This is a genomic window from Kocuria sp. NBRC 114282, from assembly GCF_030268385.1.
GTDB lineage: Bacteria > Actinomycetota > Actinomycetes > Actinomycetales > Micrococcaceae > Kocuria > Kocuria palustris.
In genome coordinates this window covers 1-17,534 of the sequence record NZ_BSQO01000011.1, presented here as the reverse complement: position 1 = coordinate 17,534, position 17,534 = coordinate 1, and the positions used below count along the sequence as shown (strand labels likewise).

Annotated in this window: 17 protein-coding genes and 1 other RNA gene; 11 read left to right on the top strand and 7 right to left on the bottom strand. The window is 69.2% G+C overall.

The genetic code is table 11. The features are described from left to right. Positions 1-105 precede the first annotated feature (105 nt). Complete coding sequence (gene msrA / locus QSJ40_RS12255) at positions 106-597, bottom strand: peptide-methionine (S)-S-oxide reductase MsrA (protein ID WP_285731260.1); 492 nt, start codon at positions 595-597, stop codon at positions 106-108. 134 nt (positions 598-731) lie between these two features. Here msrA and QSJ40_RS12250 point away from each other — a divergent pair, with 134 nt between their 5' ends. Both QSJ40_RS12250 and QSJ40_RS12245 read left to right on the top strand, forming a co-directional pair. Continuing rightward, on the top strand, positions 732-1,631 hold the full coding sequence (locus QSJ40_RS12250; RefSeq protein WP_006215113.1) for a Nif3-like dinuclear metal center hexameric protein: 900 nt from the start codon (positions 732-734) through the stop codon (positions 1,629-1,631). After that, the gene (locus tag QSJ40_RS12245; protein ID WP_006215114.1) at positions 1,628-2,359 is read left to right on the top strand and encodes a zinc ribbon domain-containing protein; all 732 of its coding nucleotides are present in this window, start codon (positions 1,628-1,630) and stop codon (positions 2,357-2,359) included. The genes QSJ40_RS12250 and QSJ40_RS12245 overlap by 4 nt, the downstream gene beginning before the upstream one ends. A gap of 35 nt (positions 2,360-2,394) precedes the next feature. On the opposite strand, the gene rnpB is transcribed toward QSJ40_RS12245, so the two are convergent. Further along, positions 2,395-2,766, bottom strand: an RNA gene (gene rnpB / locus QSJ40_RS12240) — RNase P RNA component class A. Positions 2,767-2,810: 44 nt separating this feature from the next. Here rnpB and QSJ40_RS12235 point away from each other — a divergent pair. Further along, positions 2,811-3,602, top strand: coding sequence for a YaaA family protein (locus QSJ40_RS12235; RefSeq protein WP_006215115.1), 792 nt, complete (start codon positions 2,811-2,813; stop codon positions 3,600-3,602). Between the two features lie 138 nt (positions 3,603-3,740). Beyond that, positions 3,741-4,751: a HoxN/HupN/NixA family nickel/cobalt transporter gene (locus QSJ40_RS12230; protein WP_051990477.1), complete on the top strand. Its 1,011-nt coding sequence runs from the start codon at positions 3,741-3,743 to the stop codon at positions 4,749-4,751. A gap of 65 nt (positions 4,752-4,816) precedes the next feature. On the opposite strand, the gene def is transcribed toward QSJ40_RS12230, so the two are convergent. Beyond that, positions 4,817-5,389 carry a peptide deformylase gene (gene def / locus QSJ40_RS12225; RefSeq protein ID WP_006215117.1) on the bottom strand — a complete coding sequence of 191 codons (573 nt, stop codon included), beginning with the start codon at positions 5,387-5,389 and terminating at the stop codon, positions 4,817-4,819. A 173-nt stretch (positions 5,390-5,562) separates the two neighbouring features. On the opposite strand from def, the gene sbnA reads away from it, so the two are divergent. From sbnA to QSJ40_RS12205, 4 genes are all read left to right on the top strand, one after another. Then, positions 5,563-6,588 carry a 2,3-diaminopropionate biosynthesis protein SbnA gene (gene sbnA / locus QSJ40_RS12220; protein WP_040561161.1) on the top strand — a complete coding sequence of 342 codons (1,026 nt, stop codon included), beginning with the start codon at positions 5,563-5,565 and terminating at the stop codon, positions 6,586-6,588. After that, complete coding sequence (locus tag QSJ40_RS12215) at positions 6,581-9,934, top strand: FAD/NAD(P)-binding protein (RefSeq protein WP_006215120.1); 3,354 nt, start codon at positions 6,581-6,583, stop codon at positions 9,932-9,934. Before sbnA ends, QSJ40_RS12215 begins: the two co-directional genes overlap by 8 nt. A gap of 163 nt (positions 9,935-10,097) precedes the next feature. Continuing rightward, positions 10,098-11,249: a calcium:cation antiporter gene (locus QSJ40_RS12210; RefSeq protein WP_285731248.1), complete on the top strand. Its 1,152-nt coding sequence runs from the start codon at positions 10,098-10,100 to the stop codon at positions 11,247-11,249. A gap of 517 nt (positions 11,250-11,766) precedes the next feature. Further along, entirely contained in the window at positions 11,767-12,012 is a 246-nt protein-coding gene (locus tag QSJ40_RS12205) for a hypothetical protein (protein WP_040561163.1), read from the top strand. Positions 12,013-12,444: 432 nt separating this feature from the next. Here the strand turns inward: QSJ40_RS12205 and QSJ40_RS12200 are convergent, their stop codons facing one another. After that, positions 12,445-13,368, bottom strand: a complete 924-nt coding sequence (locus tag QSJ40_RS12200) for a LysR family transcriptional regulator (RefSeq protein ID WP_285731244.1) — start codon at positions 13,366-13,368, stop codon at positions 12,445-12,447. 150 nt (positions 13,369-13,518) lie between these two features. Here QSJ40_RS12200 and QSJ40_RS12195 point away from each other — a divergent pair, with 150 nt between their 5' ends. Next, positions 13,519-13,926 carry a hypothetical protein gene (locus QSJ40_RS12195; RefSeq protein ID WP_006215123.1) on the top strand — a complete coding sequence of 136 codons (408 nt, stop codon included), beginning with the start codon at positions 13,519-13,521 and terminating at the stop codon, positions 13,924-13,926. Between the two features lie 24 nt (positions 13,927-13,950). After that, on the top strand, positions 13,951-14,817 hold the full coding sequence (locus QSJ40_RS12190) for an alpha/beta fold hydrolase (RefSeq protein ID WP_024290685.1): 867 nt from the start codon (positions 13,951-13,953) through the stop codon (positions 14,815-14,817). 349 nt (positions 14,818-15,166) lie between these two features. Here the strand turns inward: QSJ40_RS12190 and QSJ40_RS12185 are convergent, their stop codons facing one another. The 3 genes from QSJ40_RS12185 to QSJ40_RS12175 are packed head-to-tail and all read right to left on the bottom strand — an operon-like array spanning position 15,167 to position 17,295. Continuing rightward, positions 15,167-16,075, bottom strand: coding sequence for an alpha/beta hydrolase family protein (locus QSJ40_RS12185; protein WP_206390050.1), 909 nt, complete (start codon positions 16,073-16,075; stop codon positions 15,167-15,169). Positions 16,076-16,130: 55 nt separating this feature from the next. After that, on the bottom strand, positions 16,131-16,769 hold the full coding sequence (locus QSJ40_RS12180) for a hypothetical protein (RefSeq protein ID WP_040561165.1): 639 nt from the start codon (positions 16,767-16,769) through the stop codon (positions 16,131-16,133). Beyond that, positions 16,747-17,295 (bottom strand): SDR family oxidoreductase, encoded by a 549-nt coding sequence (locus QSJ40_RS12175; RefSeq protein WP_285731238.1) that lies wholly within the window; start codon positions 17,293-17,295, stop codon positions 16,747-16,749. Before QSJ40_RS12175 ends, QSJ40_RS12180 begins: the two co-directional genes overlap by 23 nt. Here QSJ40_RS12175 and QSJ40_RS12865 point away from each other — a divergent pair. Then, on the top strand, positions 17,199-17,534 hold a 336-nt coding region (locus QSJ40_RS12865), incomplete at its 3' end, for a transposase (protein WP_352156573.1). The genes QSJ40_RS12175 and QSJ40_RS12865 overlap by 97 nt on opposite strands.

The following is a 17,534-nucleotide window of genomic DNA, read 5'->3' as shown; positions in this document are numbered from 1 at the left end:
GCGACTTCACGGCGAGATCGGCATGATCCCGCCCGTCGAGCTCGAGGACACCTACCATCACAACCACCCCGCACCGGCACCCGCCGACGCGGCACTTGCGAGCCTCTAACAAACCCGGGGCGATTCAAACTGGCAGTACCCGTTATAGGGCTGGCGGGCGTAGAAGTCCTGGTGGACCGGCTCGGCCTCCCACACGGTGCCCAGCGGCTCGAGCGTGGTCACGATCGGGCGCTCGAAGTTCGGGGCCATCCGCTCGATGGCCTCCTGGAAGAGCTGCTTCTGCTGCTCGTCGGCGTAGAACATCGACGAGCGGTACTGCGGACCCTCATCCGCTCCCTGGCGGTTCAGGCTCGTGGGATCGTGCGAGGTGAAGAACAGATCCAGGATGATCTCGGGGGAGACGACCTCCTGGTCGAAGCTCACCGCCACCGCCTCGGCATGGCCGGTCTGACCGGAGCAGACCTGCTCGTAGGTCGGGTGGCTCACATGGCCGCCGGTGTAGACGGAGACGACGTCGCTCACGCCGCGGGTCTTGCGGTAGATGGCGTCGAGGCACCAGAAGCAGCCGGCGCCCAGGACGTAGGTCGTGGTGGTCATGATCGGTGGAACCTTCCTCGCGGCCTCGGTATTCCTGCGCTCGACCTCCTGCCGATCCGGCCTCGGGAGGGTCCCAGCGGTGAGGTCCCGACCGGCCGGGCGCGCTGTCGTCGTCTCCTCCTAGACTCGGTGCCATGAGCGAGATCCCCACGCTGGCAGAGGTCGTCGACGCCGCGGATCGGCTGTGGCCGCTGCGCACGCAGCAGTCCTGGGATGCCTCGGGGCTGATCGCGGGGCGACCGGAGGCCCCCGTGCGCCGGATCCTGATGGCCGTGGACGCGGTGACGCCCACCGTCCAGGAGGCCGTGGAGACGGAGGCGGATCTGCTGCTGACGCACCATCCGCTGCTGATGCGCGGGGTGTCCACGGTGGCCGCTGACACCTACAAGGGACGGGTGCTCCACGAGCTGATCGAGCGCCGGATCGGGCTGCTGGCCTGCCACACCAATGCCGACGCCGCGCGCGACGGCGTCTCCGATGTCCTGCTGCGCGCCTGCGGCGTGGAGCGGATGCAGCCCCTCGAGCCGTCGTCGGAGGATCCGGAGATCGGGATCGGCCGTGTGGGCGACCTGGACGAGCCCGTGCGCCTCGTCGAGCTCTCCCAGCGGCTGGCCGCCGTGATCCCGCCGACCGCCCAGGGCGTGCGCGTGGCAGGGGATCCCGACCGGATGATCCGCCGCGTGGCGGTGTGCGGCGGCTCGGGGGACTCTCTGTTCGAGACCGTGCGGCGTGCCGAGGCGGATGTCTACGTCACCGCCGATCTGCGCCATCACCCGGCTTCGGAGGCGCGTGAGACCGCACTGACCGGCGACGGCTCACCGGCGCTGATCGACCTCTCGCACGCGGCCAGCGAGTGGTTGTGGCTGCCCGTGGGCGCGGCCGCGCTGCAGGAGGAGCTCTCCGCGCGCGGGTTCCGGGCCGAGGTCCGGGTCTCGGGGCGTCGCAGCGACCCCTGGGACTTCCGGGTGCCCAGCCCGCACGAGCCCCCGCAGGACGTGTGGGAGCCGAGCCGATCGACAGGAGTCGCATCATGACCACCGCCGCCCCCGAGCAGTTCGAGGCGCTGCTGGCGCTGCAGTCCCGCGATTCTCGCGCTGCGACCCTGCGCGAGCGGCTCACGGTGCTTCAGAAGGAGCCCGAGCTCGTGGAGTCCCTCAAGCGCCAGCGCGCCGCCGTCGCCAGGGCCAAGGAGCTGCAGGCCCGGGGCGCTGAGCTGGTGGGCGCCCGGGACGCCGCCCATCAGAAGGTCGATGACCTCCTCGCCCGGCTCGAGACGGAGCGTGCCCGGCGCGATGCCGGCGGATCCGCCAAGCAGGTCTCGGCCCAGACCCGGCAGATCGAATCGCTGACCGGGCAGGTCGAGAAGGCCCGTGCCGGGGCCGAGCGCGCCGATCAGGAGCTGGCCGCCTTCCAATCCCAGCGCGACGAGCTGATGCCGCGGCTCAAGGCCGCAGATGCCGATGCCCGCGCGCGCGTGGGTGCGGCTCAGGAGTCCGGCAAGCAGCTGCGGGAGGAGCTGGCCGGGCTGGATCAGGGCCGGCAGGACGCAGTGCTCGCCGTGGGCAACGATCAGCTGGTGGCGCGCTACGAGCGGATCCGCGGCGGCGGCACGGGACGGGAGAAGATCGCGGCGGCGCGTCGTCAGGCCTCGGCCTGCGGAGCCTGCGGCAGCCCCATGAGCCCCGCGGAGGTCTCGGCCCTGGAAGCCGATCCGCAGACGGTGGCCGCCTGCGCCGACTGCGGCGCGATCCTGGTGCCCTGAGAGCGCTTGCGGAGGTGCCGGAGCGGGGATGTCGAGGGACAGGACGGCCTGTGAGCCGGGTTCTGTGCACGTGCCCGGTCGCCCGGGGCACGGCGGTGATCATCCATCTAGGCCCATCGTTGCCGATGGGCTCGAGCGGCCTACCCGGATGCAGGACGAGCAGCCCTGTTGCACCCTGTCTGACCTTGCTCCGAACGGGGTTTGCCTAGCCGCACCGGTCGCCCGGTGCGCTGGTGGTCTCTTACACCACCCTTTCACCCTCACCGCACGGCGTGCCGTGGGCGGTCTGCTCTCTGTGGCACTTTCCTGCGGGTCTCCCCGAGTGGCCGTTAGCCACCGTTCTGCTCTGCGGAGCCCGGACTTTCCTCGAGGCGCACATGGCGCCGCGCGATCACCCGGCCGTCCTGTCCAGCCGACCACTGTACCCGTCTGCGGCCGATAGCATGCTCGGATGCTGATCCTGCTGCCGCCCTCCGAGACCAAGACCCGGCCCGGTTCCGGGGACCCGGTCCAGCTGCAGGAGCTGTCGCTGCCGCAGCTGAACGACGACCGCCTGAGAGTCCTGGCGGCTCTCGAGAAGGTGAGCGGGCAGCGCAATGCGCTCGAGGCGCTGGGCGTGGGGGCCTCGCTCGCACCGGAGGTGCAGCGCAACCTGTCGCTGCGCACCGAACCGGCCGCACCGGCGCTGCAGATCTACACCGGGGTGCTCTACGACGCGCTCGGGGCCCAGTCGCTCACCGCCGAGCAGCGCCGGGTCGCGGAGGACTCCGTGGTGGTGATCTCGGCCCTGTGGGGTGCGGTGCGGCCCACCGATCGGATCCCCGCCTACCGGCTGTCCATGGGCACTGCCCTGCGGGGGCTGGGCAAGCGCGAGCCGGTGAAGCTGTCGTCGTTCTGGAAGCCGCGGCTGCGGGAGGCGCTGGGTCCGAAGGCCGAGGGGCAGCTGATCATCGACTGCCGCTCCTCGGCGTACTCGGCAGCCTTCGCCGCCCCGTCAGAGACCACCGTGGCCGTCCGCGCAGTCACTGTCTCCGACGACGGCCAGCGCAAGGTCGTCTCGCACTTCGCCAAGCACACTCGCGGGGAGCTGGCGCGTCACGTGCTGGAGCAGGTCGCCCAGGGCCGCCGCGTCGAGACGGCCCAGGAGCTCGCCGAGGCGGCCGGCACCCGGTGGCGCGTGGAGCTGGAGGAGCCGCAGGGCAAGCGCCCCGGTCAGCTCACGGTGGTGCTGCCCGCAGCCTGAGCACGGCGCCGTCGAGCTGTGCATGGAGGATCATGGGCCGCTCCTGATCCTGTCCGGATCCTGAGCGCGGGCTGGCGGTTCAGGGAGGGGGAGGCGGGCGCGTCTGGACATCCCACATCCGGGTCTACGCTGTCGGCCATGCCGATCGCCCCGGCGCCCCGTGCGCTCGCCGAACCTGTCGCCCCGCCGATCTCGCGTCAGGTCATCGGGGTGAATTCAGGCCTGCATCTGCTGCTCCTCGGCGGCGTCGCGGCCGCTTGGGGGCTGGGGGATCTCGGCAGCGCCTTCACGGGAGGGCTGCTGCTCACCGCCTATGTCCTGGGCCTGCGTCATGCCTTCGATCCGGATCACATCGCCGCGATCGACAACACCACCCGCGCCCTGCAGTCCGGGCATCGGACCCCTCAGTCCGTGGGCATGTACTTCGCCCTGGGACACTCCACTGTGGTGTTCGCAGCCGCGGTGCTGGTGGTCGCTTCCGCACGGTGGGTGGGCCTGACAGGAGACTCCCCGGTGCGCACTGCGCTGGGCGTGTGGGGCGCTGCCTTCTCCGGGATCACGCTGGTGGTGCTGGCAGCGATCAACCTGCGGACTCTGCGCACGCTGATCCGAGCCTCGCGCCGAGCCGAGGAGAGCGACCCGGCAGGAGCCGCTGGTGCGCTGTCCCGGATCCTGCGGCCCGCGCTGCGACGGGTGGACCGGCCGTGGCACATGTACCCGGTCGGGTTCCTCTTCGGACTGGGATTCGACACTGCGACCGAGGTCTCCCTGCTCATCCTGGCCGCCGGGGGCGCCACGGCAGGCGTCCCGTGGTGGGTGGTGCTGCTGCTCCCGCTGGCGTTCACCTCCGGCATGTGCCTGCTGGACTCCGCCGACGGGATGTTCATGGCCCTGGCCTACCGCTGGGCTCTGGAGCGGCCCGAGCGGAAGCTGAGATACAACATCGTCATGACCGCGGTCTCCGTGTGCTTCGCCGCCGTCATCGGCGTGCTGGGGCTGATGAGTCTGCTCGGGGAGCTAGGAGTCACCGCCTTCACCTGGACGGATGCGCTGTCGCTCGAGTGGTCCGGGGTGGTGGTGCTGGGGCTCTTCGCGGCGCTGTTCGCCGGTGCCGTGCTGCGGTGGCGGCGCGGGGTACGTCGGGTCTGAGCCGACCTGCTCCTCTTGCCTTCCGGCAGGGGCCTTTCGGGAGACCGCCGCTGCGACAGGGCGGGTCAGTGCCCGAAGGGGTCCTCGTCGATGCCGGGGGTCCAGGTGTTCCCGGCCTCGCGCCAGCCCTCGCCCTTCAGAGCCTTCCTGGCCTTGCGGGACCACTTCTCGTCCAGGCGGTCGACGTAGAGCTTGCCGTCCAGATGGTCGTACTCGTGCTGCATCACGCGGGCGAACCAGCCGGTGGCCTCCCAGGCGATCGGCTGGCCGTGCGGGTCGAAGCCGGCGATGCGCACCCACTCGGCCCGCTTGAGCGGGAAGCTGTAGCCGGGCACGGACAGGCAGCCCTCGGCCTCCTCATCGGGGTCCGGACGCTGCTCGGAGATCTTCCCGACCGTGAGCACCGGGTTGATGATCTCCCCGCGGTTCGGGGCGTCATCGTCGTTGTCGAACACGAAGGTGAAGATCCGCAGACCCACACCGATCTGAGGGGCGGCCAGGCCGACGCCGTGGGCTGCGTCCATGGTCTCGTGCATGTCGGCGATCAGCTCGCGCAGCGAGTCGTCGAACTCCGTGACCTTGGCGGCCGGGCGGTGCAGGACGGGATCGCCGGTGATCACGACGGGGCGGACGGACATGCAGGGGCTCCTGGAGCTGGCGGGACGGTGGGGCGGCCGTGCACGGCGGCGGCCCCGATCCTACCGGGCGAGCCGGCCGCCCACCGGAACCGGGGGTCCACCGGATCGGGCACGGTCCGGCTCCGTCCATCAGCCTGCTGTCTGTTCCCAGGTCCGTGTGCCAGATTAGGGCCATGACCTCTGAGCCTGCCCCCATCCTCAATGACATCGCCCAGGCCGTGGGCGGCACCCCGCTGGTGCGCATGTCCCGGCTGTTCGACGGCCATCCGGCCGAGGTGCTCGCCAAGGTCGAGTCCCTGAATCCCGGGGCCAGCGCCAAGGACCGTCCGGCACTGGCCATGCTGCGCGATGCGCTGGACTCCGGGCGACTGGCCCCCGGCGGGACCGTGGTTGAGTCCAGCTCCGGGAATCTGGGGATGGCCCTGGCCCGCGCGTGCTCGGCGCACGACGTGCAGTTCGTGTGCGTCGTGGACACCCGGGCCAACCGCTCGACGATCGCGGCCATCCGAGCGCTGGGCGGACGGATCGAGCTCGTGGAGCATCCGGATCCGGCCACGGGCGACCTGCTGACCGCCAGGCTGGCCCGCGTTCAGCAGCTGCTGCGGGAGATCCCCGGGGCGGTGAACCTGCACCAGTACGGCAATCCGGCGAATGCGGGTGCCCACCGCGAGGGGACCATGCGCGAGATCGCCGAGGCCATGCAGCACCGCGTCGACGACGTGGTCGCGGCCTGCTCCACAACCGGCACGATCGGCGGCTGCGCCTCCTACATCCAGGAGCACGGGATGCGCACCCGCGTGATCGCCGTGGACGCACAGGGCAGCGTGCTGTTCGGCGGGACGGCCGGGGCACGACGCCTGCCTGGGATGGGCGCCGGATTCGTGACCGACCTGTCGCGCCGGGTCCAGCCCGATCAGGTGCTGCGGGTCAGCGAGCTCGAGTGCGTGGCCGGCGCGCGCCTGCTGGCCAGGCGCGAGGGCATCCTGGCCGGGGCTTCGACCGGGGCGGTCGTGCACGCCGTGGCCTCGCTGCTGCCGCAGCGCCCGGACGATGCCCGGATCGCCATGCTCGTGCACGACGGCGGCATGCCCTACCTGGACACGATCTACGACGACGAGTGGGTGCGCACCGTCCTGGGAGCCTCCCCGCAGCAGGTCGAGGAGGCCGTGCAGGCTCTGCAGGAGCGGACGCGTGGCTGAGGGCATCCTGCGGCTGGCGGTGATCGGAGCCGGTCCCAAGGCACTGAGCGCACTCGATTCCCTGGGCAGACGGCTGCGAGCAGCCGGCCGCGGCGACGGTCCGCGGGAGGTCCGGATCGACATCGTGGACCCCTCCGAGCGACCGGGCACCGGCGCGGCCTACGACCCGCGCCAGCCCCGGCATCTGCGCCTGAACGTCACGTCGGGGATCGTCGACGCCCATGAGCCGGGGGCCGAGGACCGCGTGGTGCAGCCCTTCCGGCAGTGGGCGCTCGAACAGGGCCGGGACGATGCCGCCGAGGACTACCCGCCCCGGGCGCTGATCGGAGACTACCTGGAGCACGCGTGGTCGCAGGTGGTCGCGGCATTGCCCGAGCGGACCCGGGTGCGGGTGCTCCGCGGCCGCGCCGAGCAGCTGCGCCGCCCTGCGCTGGAGCCGCGCGCGTGGGAGGTGCGGATCGAGCCCGCGCGGCGCGCAGGGGGCTCCGGCTCGCTCTGGCACGGCCCGTACGACGAGGTGCTGCTGGCCACGGGCCACGCCTCGGATCACCCAGCCGCCCTGGAGCACGGATGGGTCGCTCCCGTGCCGCTGATCGGCGGTGTGTACCCCGCCCCGCAGCGGCTGAGCGAAGATGCCGTGCCCCCGGGATCCCGCGTGGTGGTGCGCGGCGCTGCGCTGACCTTCATCGACGCGGCGCTCAGCCTGAGCGAGGGACGCGGCGGTCGCTTCGAGGAGGGCTCCGACGGCCGTCTGCACTACCGGTCCAGCGGCCGGGAGCCCGCGGTCATCCTCCCGACGGGACGCAGCGGAGCGCTGCTCGATGCCAAGCCGGATCCCGATTCCTCACCGGCCGGGGCGCTGCAGGAGGGCGTGCGCGCCGAGATCCTCGCAGCCGGCCGCCGTGAGGTCCTCGACGCCTCGGATGCATCGGCGCTGCTGAGGGCTGTGCAGCGCACGGCGCAGCGGCTCCTGCTGCGCGAGCGGCACCCGGAGTCCGAGGACGGCTGCGGCCCGCTGCGCTCGACGATCCCGGAGGGCATCGTCGCCGAGGTGGAGGAGACCCTGCGCAGCGGCCGGGAGCCGGAGCATCCCCGGGACGAGGCAGCGCAGAGCGCGCAGACCTCGAGTGCGGCTGCGCGAGGTGCTGCGGCGCGGTCCCTTCGCCGCGGGATCGCCGTGGCCCAGGGCCGCGAGCCGGGCGGCCCGGCGTGGGTGCTGGGGCGCGCGTGGTCGCTGCTGTACCCGGCCATCGTGCAGCGGATCAGCTTCGCGCAGATCCCGCCGCAGCAGTGGGCAGAGCTCCGCGCGGCGGCAGTGCGCTTCGAGCGGTGGGCCTTCGGACCGCCGCTGCGCAGCGCGCGGCGGCTCGAAGCCCTCGTCGAGGCCGGGATCGTGGATCTGTCCAGCCTGGATGCGGGTGCGCAGATCGGTGCCGACGGCCGGCTGCGGGCCCCCGGCGGGCCGTCGTCCCCGGGCCCGGACGTCGTCGTCGATGCCGTGCTGGCCCCGCCGGGCATTTCGGCGACGGATCCGCTGCTGCACGGGCTCGTGGAGCGCGGTGTGCTCAGCATCCCGCCGGGGCGCCGCGGCTGCCGCATCACGCGCGAGGCGGCCGCTGTGGATGTCGCCGGTCGCCTCGTCCCCGGGCTGTCGGTGCTCGGGCGGCCCACCGAGGACGTCGTGCTGGGCCATGACACGCTGAACCGAGCCCTGCATCCCCAGCCGCAGCTGTGGGCACAGCGGATGATCGAGACCCCTCCCAGGAGAGCCATGACCGCCACCCCGCCGATCGACGACCCCCTTCGCTCTCGCGCCCACGGCAGCCCCGCGCTGCCGGGCCGCCTCGAGCCCTGGATGCAGGAGCTGGTGGGCGATCCCGTCGCGTGCCAGGACCTGCTCGCCGAGCACGGCAGCCCCGTGAACCTGCTGGACCCGGGACCGCTGGAGGCCAATGCGCAGGAGCTGATCCGTGCGGCGGACCAGCGGGGGGTCGAGCTGCGCGTGTTCGTGGCGCGCAAGGCGAACAAGATGCTCGCGGTGGTGGACAGGGCGCGGGAGCTCGGCCACGGGATCGATGTGGGCAGTCAGCGCGAGCTGCGCCAGGTCCTCGAGCGCGGGGTGCCGGGAGAGGACATCGTGGTGACGGCGGCGATCAAGCCGGAGCCGCTGCTGCGGCTGGCGGTGGACTCCGGTGCGACCGTGGTCGTGGACAACCGGGATGAGCTGGCCCTTCTGCGCCGAGTCCTCGCCGGGCGTCCGGCCGGGACCGCCCCCATCGGGATCGGTCTGCGGCTGGCGCCGGAGCCGGGGCGGGGGATCGCGCCGACCCGGTTCGGGGAGTCGGCGAGTACGTGGCTGGCCGAGCTCGGCGGCGCAGGGGGCTCGGTGAGCGAGTCGGGGCTGGCGGTCACCGGCGTGCACTTCCACCTGCACGGCTACGATCCGGGCGATCGCAGCGAGGGCCTGCGCCAGGCCGTGTCGCTGGTCGATGCCCTTCGCCAGCGTGGACAGGAGCCGGCCTGGATCGACATGGGCGGCGGCGTGCCCATGTCCTATCTCGAGGACCCCGAGCCGTGGGAGTCATTCTGGCGGGCCCACGAGCAGGCCGTCCTCAGCGGCGACGAATCGCTGACCTGGCGCGGTGACGGCCTGGGACTGCGTCGGGAGGAAGGCCCCGACGGTCCGCAGCTGGGCGGAGCGCGCGAGCTGTACCCCTATCACCAGAAGCTCACGCGCGGGCCCTGGCTGGGCGAGGTCCTCGACGCCGACCTCGCCTCCGGCAGGGACGACGACGGCGTCGTCGGGGCGGAGCACGTCGGCCTCGGCGCGCAGGCTACGGTGGCCGATGCCCTGCGCGCCCGCGGCCTGCAGCTGCGCTGCGAACCCGGCCGAGCGATGCTCGACGGCTGCGGCATGACCCTGGCCCGAGTGGCCTTCCGCAAGCGCACCAGCGACGGCGTGCCGATCGTCGGGCTGGAGATGAACCGCACACAGTGCCGCTCGACGTCCGCCGACTTCCTGGTGGACCCGCTGCTCGTGCCCGGTCCGCGGCACGACGAAGGCGCGCTGGCCTCCGATCCCGCAGGATCGGAGTCACCCGTCGACCCCTGGGCGGGGCCGATCGAGGCCTTCCTGGTGGGCGCCTACTGCGTGGAGGCCGAGCTGATCCTCAAGCGGCGCATCGTCTTCCCCCACGGAGTGGCGGTGGGGGACGTCATCGCGCTGCCGAACACCGGCGGCTACCTCATGCACATCCTGGAATCCGCCTCGCATCAGATCCCGCTGGCGGCCAATGCGGTGCGCACGGCCCACGGATGGGAGCCCGATGACATCGATCGGCAGTGAGCGGGTCCGACCGGGGGGGCGAGTCCGGGCGGTGACCCCGCCGACAGCCTCCCCGGCGATCGACGACTAGGATCGGTGCTCGGAATCGACAGACGCCCGCGGGACGACCCGCATCACCAGCGGCCTGCAGCGGGGACGGCCCCGCACAGGAGGCCTGGCCCTCATGAATTCACCGTCTTCGGCCCTGCGCACCGTGCTGCATCCAGCCGTCATCCTGCGCCTGCTGCTGGGCTGGGGCGCCTATCTCGCGCTGATTCTGGCCCAGCCCCTTCTGACGGGGCACCTTCCCGCGGCCGCACTGACCGCGCTGCTGACGGGCATCATCGTCGTGATCCTGGTCTGCGCCTCAGGCGTCGTCGAGCAGGCAGAGCACCTGGCCCAACGGCTGGGGGATCCCTACGGGACCCTCGTGCTGACGCTGTCGGTCGTGCTGATCGAGGTCATCCTCATCTCGGCCGTCATGCTCGGCCCCGGCGAGCACGCGAGCATCGCTCGCGACTCGGTCATGGCGGTGTCGATGATCATCCTCAACCTCGTGATCGGTGCGTGCCTGATCGTCGGGGGAGCACGCCACGGAGGACTGCGACCGAACCGCGCCGGGGTCTCCGCCTACCTGACGCTGCTGATCGTGCTGGCGGCCACGGCCTTCGCCCTTCCGGGACTGATCGGCGACGACGGCGCGTACACCGCCGCGCAGGCGGTGCTCGTGGCGGCCATGACGATCGTGCTCTACGCGTACTTCCTGCAGCGGCAGATGGGACCCCAGCGCGCTGACTTCCAGGAGCCGGGCGCTTCCTCGGACCCGGAGCTCCCCGCCGCAGCTGCCTCGAGCGCCGTGATCACAGAGGTGCTGCGGGCGCATCGCGCCGAGATCATGCTCCGAGCGCTGGTGCTCGTGGCCGCCGTCGGGCCGATCGTGCTGCTCTCGCACCACATGGCTGCCCTGCTGGACGAGGCGCTCGCGCGCCTGCAGGCCCCGGCGGAGCTGTCCGGGCTGGTGATCGCCGCCATCGTGTTCCTGCCGGAGACGATCACCGCGCTGCGGGCGGCCCTGGCCGGCGAGATGCAGCGGGTCTCGAACCTGTGCCACGGCGCCCTGGTCTCCACCGTGGGCGTGACGATCCCGGCCGTGCTGGTCATCGGTCTGCTCACGGGTCAGGACGTGGTCCTGGCAGCTTCCCCGGCACATCTGGTGCTGCTGGGGATCTCGCTGCTGCTGAGCGTGACCACGTTCTTCGGCGGCCGGGTCACCGCGCTGCACGGTGCCGGGCACGTGGTGGTCTTCGTGCTCTACGTCATGACGCTGTTCGCCTGAGCCGGACCAGACAAGGGCCCCGGAGTCCGAGGACTCCGGGGCCTTTCACGGGGTGGCTTACGGGAGGACACTGCAGCCTCGATCACCGCCCTGAGATCGTTGATTTCTCGGGCATCTGAGGCTGGCGAGGGGGTCGGTGACTTCGGCGGCTCAGAGCCTCGGAGCGATGTTCGTGGGCCGGTGGTGACGCCGAGTGGGACGACCGGAACCCCGATTACTGGCTCTTCAGAGTTGAGTGTGGGCGCGCCGGTTGGGTCGGGTAGCTGGGTGTAGACGTCGAGGTCCCCGATGATGAGCGGACTTCTACCCCCGCTGATCTCAAGGACCTTGACGATGCCCGACCATAGTTGTGTATGCCCTGACGCCCTCGATCGCTGCGACCGATGCGATGTTCTCCTCGACTTCCCAAGCCTCCACCTGGTCGCGGTGAGGCAGGCTCCTACTGGCCTGGTGCTCGAGGTGGAGTCCTGCGATCCGGTCACGGGCTGTCCCGGCTGCGGAGTCATCGCGACCGGTCATGGTCGAGATGATCGATGCGCCCTGGGCCGGGCGGCCGGTGCGGATCCGGTGGGCGATCGGCCAGCTCCAGGCCGAGGGAGCAACGATCCAGGGCCTGGCCCGGCAGCTCGGCACCACCTGGAACACGCTCTGGTCCCAGGTCCAGCCCGTCCTGGCCCAGGCCGCAGGCGATCCCTCTTCATGCCATGCGTGCCACGGCATCGCATCGCACAAGGGTAATCGGACGAGGTCAGGCGGCCTTTGAGAGAGCACCGGAGCTGCTGCCCGGAATCTCACGATGCGCGCAGAGCGCAAATGAACTCTTTACTGCTTTGCATATGGCTGGCTACCGGTCATTTTTCACAAGAACGACGTCGCCGTCGGGGTTCCTTCTACGAGCATCCGAAATGAGCCTGAGCTTATGAGACGTCAGTAGACCGGGGCCAGGTGAGGTGATGGGGCGATTCGGTACTGGGGTGTCTTAGCGGCACATGGGTGGGGTCTGGTCCCACAATTCGACGTCGCCGTAGTCCTTTCCCCGGGCTGTTCAGTGCTCCGCTCCTGGGCGCCTGTCTAACGGGCGGCCACAGCAATGGGTGTCAGGACGGCGAGGACAAGCATCACGGTGGGTATGGCCCGCCGTCAGGCGCGGCCCGCGGTGACGCACGGCGGATGGGCCCCGCTTCGAACGGACCGCTTAGATCGTCTGTGTCGTCCGGGGGAGTGTGGTGCTCAGGGCGGTGAACTGGGCGGTTTCGACGAAGGCGCGCGCTGCCCAGTCTTCGTTGTCCTGGCGCCAGGCCACGCTGACTGTGGAGGGAGACAGATCGGCCACGGGGACGAAAGCCAGGCCGGGGCGACTGTAGAAACGTTGGGTGGAGGCTTGCGTGAAGGCGACGCCTTGGTGACTCAGGATGGCCTCGAAACACTCGTCGACGGTGCTGACCTCGGAGCCGATGACCGGGGAGTGGTTGTGACGGGCGTCGGTGGCCAGCCAGAAGTCCCGCCACAGATCCGGGGCGTTGCGGGCGATGAAGGGTTCATCGAGGAGTTCTTCTACTCGGACCGAGGACCGGGTAGCCAGCTCGGAGGCCTCTGAGACCGCTAGAACCCGGGGTTCGGTGAACAGGGTGGCCATCCGCAGATCTTTGAACTGCGGCAAGGGTGGGCGAACGAAGGCGACGTCGGCGCTGCCATCGGCCAACCCAGCGGTGGGATCGCCGAAGGGGTAGGAGCGCATTTCGACCTGGACCGCCGGGTTGCTGTGGCGATAGGCCTCCAAGACGGCCCGGGTGAGTTCGGCGGCAGCATTGGCCTGGAAACCTACCACCAGTTTTCGGCCCGGTTCCCGGGCTGCCCGCCGGGTCAAGGAAGCGGCCGCCTCAGCGGCCGCCAGCAGGTCCCGGGCGTGGACCAGCAGGACCTCCCCGGCCGGGGTCAGGGTCACCCCGCGGCTGGTGCGGTTGAGCAAGGGGGTGTCGAGGGAGCGTTCGAGATTGCGGATCTGCACGCTCAGTGACGGCTGGGCGATGTGGAGCCGGGTGGCGGCGCGTCCGAAGTGCAGCTCTTCAGCAACAGTGACGAAGTAGCGCAGAACGCGCAGCTCGAAGGTGGGCTGCATGACTCAACGGTAGTGACCGCCCCGTTGGCTGGCAATAGTTGTGGCCTATCGCCCCATCGAAGAGGAGTAATGGATTCGTGAGACAGGTCACGCTCCAATGAAGGAGGCGAACGCCACGGACAGAGCACGTCAGGCGGGAAGGACCACAACGTGACTACCACCACCTCCACCACCTCGACCCAGCAGTGGGTTGAAGCCTTCACGGCGGCCAACGACCAGGACCCCGAGCTCCTGGCCCACGGGAAGTACTTCACCTGCTCCTACCTGCTGGACATGGACGAGCACTCCTTCGTAGTGCGAATGAACGCAGGGAAGGTCGCTGAAATCAGCGTCGACCCCGGACCCCTCGACGCCCCGTACCAGTTCGCCATCCGCGCCAGTGCGGCCACCTGGCGAGAGTTCGGCACCGAGATGCCCGCCCCGATGTTCCACGGCATCTGGTCGGCATCCTTCCAGCGCGACATGGCCCTGGAGGGCGACGTGCTGGTGCTGATGCAGAACCTGCGCTGCCTCACACGCCAGATCGAACTGCTGCGCACCGTCGGCGTCCCCGTCTGAACCGCCTGAACAAGGAGAACTCTCATGGCTCGCATCTCACCTGTCACCGGCCACTACGTCACCGTCGACGTTGACGGACTGGAGTACAAGGTCTTCTACCTCGAAAACGGCACCGGCCAGCCGTTGGTCTGCCAGCACACCGCCGGCTGCCACAACCACCAGTGGCGGGACCTGCTCGAGGACGAGGAGATCACCGCCAACTACCGGGTCATCGCCTACGACCTGCCCCGCCACGGGAAGTCCGACCCGCCGGAGAACACCGCCTGGTGGACCGAGGAGTACAAGCTCACCGCCGACCACTTCGCCAACTTCATCATCGCCTTATGCGATGCCCTGGAGCTGGAGAACCCGATCTTCATGGGCTCCTCCTTCGGCGGCAATATCGCCCTGCAGCTGGCCTACCGACGCCCGGACCGCTTCGATGCGGTCATCCCGGTCGAGGGTGCGGACTACTCTCCGGGCTTCTACCTGGACTGGTGGCAGCACCCGCACGCCAACGCCGCCCAGGTCTGCGCCTCCGGTACCTGGGACCTGATGGCCCCGCAGTCCCCGGACGCCGACCGGTGGAAGACCTGGTTCTACTACACCCAGGGCTCGGAGTCCTTCAAGGGGGATTTGCACTACTACTCGGTCGACCATGACTTGCGCGGCAAGCTGGGAGAGATCGACACCGATCAGTGCGCGGTGGTGCTGATGACCGGGGAGTATGACTACCTCACCACTCCCGAAGACGGTGAGCGGACGGCCTCGCAGATCCGCAACGCGGAGTTCATCGAGATGAAGGAGATCGGCCACTTCCCGATGAGCGAGAACTACCCCGTGTTCGGCAGCTACCTCAAGCGCGCCCTGGAGATCGTCAAGACCAAGAAGAGCGCCTCGGTCAGCTCCTGACCCCGGCCTGCCACCGTCTTCCTACCCGGAAATTACCTCCCCATGGAGAAGATCAGCTGTCTCCGGGGGAGAGAACGCATCGTGGGCGCCTCACCCGCTATGAGTGGGTGAGGCGCCCACGATGCGTTCCGGGAAGCACATGATCAAGAAGCGCCCTGAGATGCGCGTCCACCATCCTCCGCGGACCTGAGCCCGCACCACCGGAGGCATTCCGGGGGCTCCCGGGACTCTTCAGGCGTCGGTCCCCACCAACGGAATCATCGAGCTCGGCCGCCGCATCGCCGGCGGGTTCCGAAACTTCGAGCACTACCGCCTCCGCATGCTCCTCATCACCGGCGGCCTCGACGCCTCACCCCACACTCAACTCTGAAGAGCCAGTTAACCAGCCGAAGGCTGCTGTCCAGAATGTGTTTTGGAAGCGTTGGTGGAAAAGTGCGAAGTGCCCGATCTCGTCTACATCGAGGTTCCGAGGGTGCAGATAGATCTCCTCGCATTCGGCTTGAGGGAGATAGTTCAGTGTTCTTCGCACCGCTGCTGGTGTGGCATATGGGTCGTCAGTTGGATTCACCGCCAATACCGGGAGCGTCAGCTGAGCGCTTCGGCGCAGTATCGCCTCTCCCTCGGTGCCGATCGTCTTCGAGTAGTCCGATGCTCCGCGCGCCCAGTCGAGGGCGACGCCCTGTGGCAGATTTTCCAGCCATCCGAGCTTCTTTCCCGGGAAGTAGCCCAGCACTCGAGCAATCACCGGCATACAGACGTGCCACTTGATAAATAGGCTGAGCCTGTGCTTCTTGTCGTAATCCGGCCAGTGTGCGTGCTGGGCGCCCACCATCAGCAGCCGGTCGATCTCAGACGCGTGCTCCGCGAGGATTGCCGCGTAGCCTCCGAAGCTGTGGCCGACGGCGCTTAGCCGCGCCTGCGCTCCGTGGCGTTTGCGCATCCAGAGAATGCAGGCTTCCAGGTCACGCGTACCCCAGTGGTGCCATCGAATCTTCGCTTTCCGGTACTCTTTGAGAGTGTTCGGTGCCGAGCGGCCGATACCTCGATAGTCGGGCACCAGGGTAGTGACTCCATTCTCAGCCAGGTAACTCGCGAATCGCCAGTAGTATCGGCCCTGCACACCGGTCGCCGGGGCGATGATCACAACATGCTCGATGTCACAGGCCGGTGCTGTGGCGGAGAAATACCGAGCCTGGATCTTCTCGCCGTCGGCGCAGGCAATCGCGACGTCCTCGTACTCATATTCGGATTCGATCACGCGACATCTCCTTTCGATTCCGAGTGCCTCTAGTTCTCACACGATCTGCCCTCAGCTACTCTCGTGAGCCGACGCTCTCTGGCCGATAGGGTTCTTCCTGCACACCGTGGGCGAGCACGAGTTTCAAGGTGAGCAGGACGGGCAGCCACGCCCAGAGATCAGGGGCCGGGGTGAATAATGCTGCGATGCCCGCGAGTGCGCAGAACGCCGAGGCGACCGGTCGCTGGAGATACAGCGCTGAACGTCGGACAGTGATGGTACCCGCGAGGGTGAAGGGATACCAGAGCGCGCCCCACCACCAGAGTGTCGGAGCGAACACCAGGGCAACGAGTATGGGATGCAAGTGCAGCGCCGTGAAGAGGACCGGTCGCCGCACGAGTTTCATCCCGAAGTATTCCGGTCTCTCTCCGTGCGAACCGAAGTGGTCACGTTTTGCGGAGTTCAGGCCGTTGGCGACGACGCCGCCGACCACATCGAACGAGATGATGACGGCAAGAACATACTGTGCCCAGCTCCAAGACGCGTTCGTTCGCAGGGTGAGTGCGGTGATTCCGACTGCTCCGACCAGGCCGACGATGTTCGCGAGACCTTTCTCGGCGCGGGTTGCGCAGGTGTCGAAGATCGGGTCGGGTTTGCCCGGCGGAACAGCCCAGCTCACCGCTGAGGTCGCTTCACGGAGAAATTCTTGGCTCATCGCGTTCCTCCGGCGACGTCGAGGATCGCACCGTTGACGTAACTGGCCTCGGGGCCGACGAGCCACTCGACAGCAACAGCGATCTCCTCTGGTTCAGCGGGTCGCCCATCGGCGATCGCGCCCGGACTTCGGTTGCGCGGTCGGGGCGGCCCGCCCGCGCATGGATCGTCGTGGCCGTCGTGCCCGGACTCACTGCATTCACCTGGATTCCGTGAGATGCGGCTGCTACGGCCAACCCCACAGTGAGCGCGTTCACCCCGGCCTCCGCTGCCGCATACCAGACGTATTCCCCGGGAGATCCGGTTTTCGCGGCGACGGAGGACAGGTTGTATCGCCCCGGGTCTGGTTGAGGCTGTGATCCCACGGGAGGATGAGCACCATGGCAGCACCGAGGAAGTACCCCGACGAGCTCCGGGAAGGGCCACGAGGATGGCTGTGGCCGCGGGGCTGGATCCAGCGACGAGGTCGGGTGCGTTCCGCTGTGTGGGCGAGCAGCTCGGGATCCATCCGGAGACGTTGCGGACATGGTTCCGGCAGGCTGAGATCGACGAGGGCCACCGGCCCGGGACCACGACCAGCGATGCGCAGCGGCTCGCTGAGCTGGAGAAGGAAGTGCGCGAGCTGCCCCGAGCGAACTCGATGGCGGATTCAAGCGGTCAGCGCAACATCTCCTGTGAGATGGGACAGTCACTGACCACAGGAGGATCCGGATGCAGGGCAAGCACGGTCATCTCAGCCGGGAGCAGAAGCAGCTGGCGCTCAGGT

What these genes read in the sequence shown, in the direction of transcription:
- QSJ40_RS12210 (WP_285731248.1), top strand. Translation starts at nt 10,098, where the DNA reads ATGAATTCACCGTCTTCGGCCCTGCGCACCGTGCTGCATCCAGCCGTC.
- QSJ40_RS12245 (WP_006215114.1), top strand. Translation starts at nt 1,628, where the DNA reads ATGACCACCGCCGCCCCCGAGCAGTTCGAGGCGCTGCTGGCGCTGCAG.
- def (WP_006215117.1), bottom strand. Translation starts at nt 5,389, where the DNA reads ATGTCCGTCCGCCCCGTCGTGATCACCGGCGATCCCGTCCTGCACCGC.
- QSJ40_RS12230 (WP_051990477.1), top strand. Translation starts at nt 3,741, where the DNA reads ATGCCGATCGCCCCGGCGCCCCGTGCGCTCGCCGAACCTGTCGCCCCG.
- QSJ40_RS12175 (WP_285731238.1), bottom strand. Translation starts at nt 17,295, where the DNA reads ATGTCCGCAACGTCTCCGGATGGATCCCGAGCTGCTCGCCCACACAGC.
- QSJ40_RS12235 (WP_006215115.1), top strand. Translation starts at nt 2,811, where the DNA reads ATGCTGATCCTGCTGCCGCCCTCCGAGACCAAGACCCGGCCCGGTTCC.
- QSJ40_RS12190 (WP_024290685.1), top strand. Translation starts at nt 13,951, where the DNA reads ATGGCTCGCATCTCACCTGTCACCGGCCACTACGTCACCGTCGACGTT.
- QSJ40_RS12205 (WP_040561163.1), top strand. Translation starts at nt 11,767, where the DNA reads ATGGTCGAGATGATCGATGCGCCCTGGGCCGGGCGGCCGGTGCGGATC.
- msrA (WP_285731260.1), bottom strand. Translation starts at nt 597, where the DNA reads ATGACCACCACGACCTACGTCCTGGGCGCCGGCTGCTTCTGGTGCCTC.
- QSJ40_RS12180 (WP_040561165.1), bottom strand. Translation starts at nt 16,769, where the DNA reads ATGAGCCAAGAATTTCTCCGTGAAGCGACCTCAGCGGTGAGCTGGGCT.
- sbnA (WP_040561161.1), top strand. Translation starts at nt 5,563, where the DNA reads ATGACCTCTGAGCCTGCCCCCATCCTCAATGACATCGCCCAGGCCGTG.
- QSJ40_RS12250 (WP_006215113.1), top strand. Translation starts at nt 732, where the DNA reads ATGAGCGAGATCCCCACGCTGGCAGAGGTCGTCGACGCCGCGGATCGG.
- QSJ40_RS12200 (WP_285731244.1), bottom strand. Translation starts at nt 13,368, where the DNA reads ATGCAGCCCACCTTCGAGCTGCGCGTTCTGCGCTACTTCGTCACTGTT.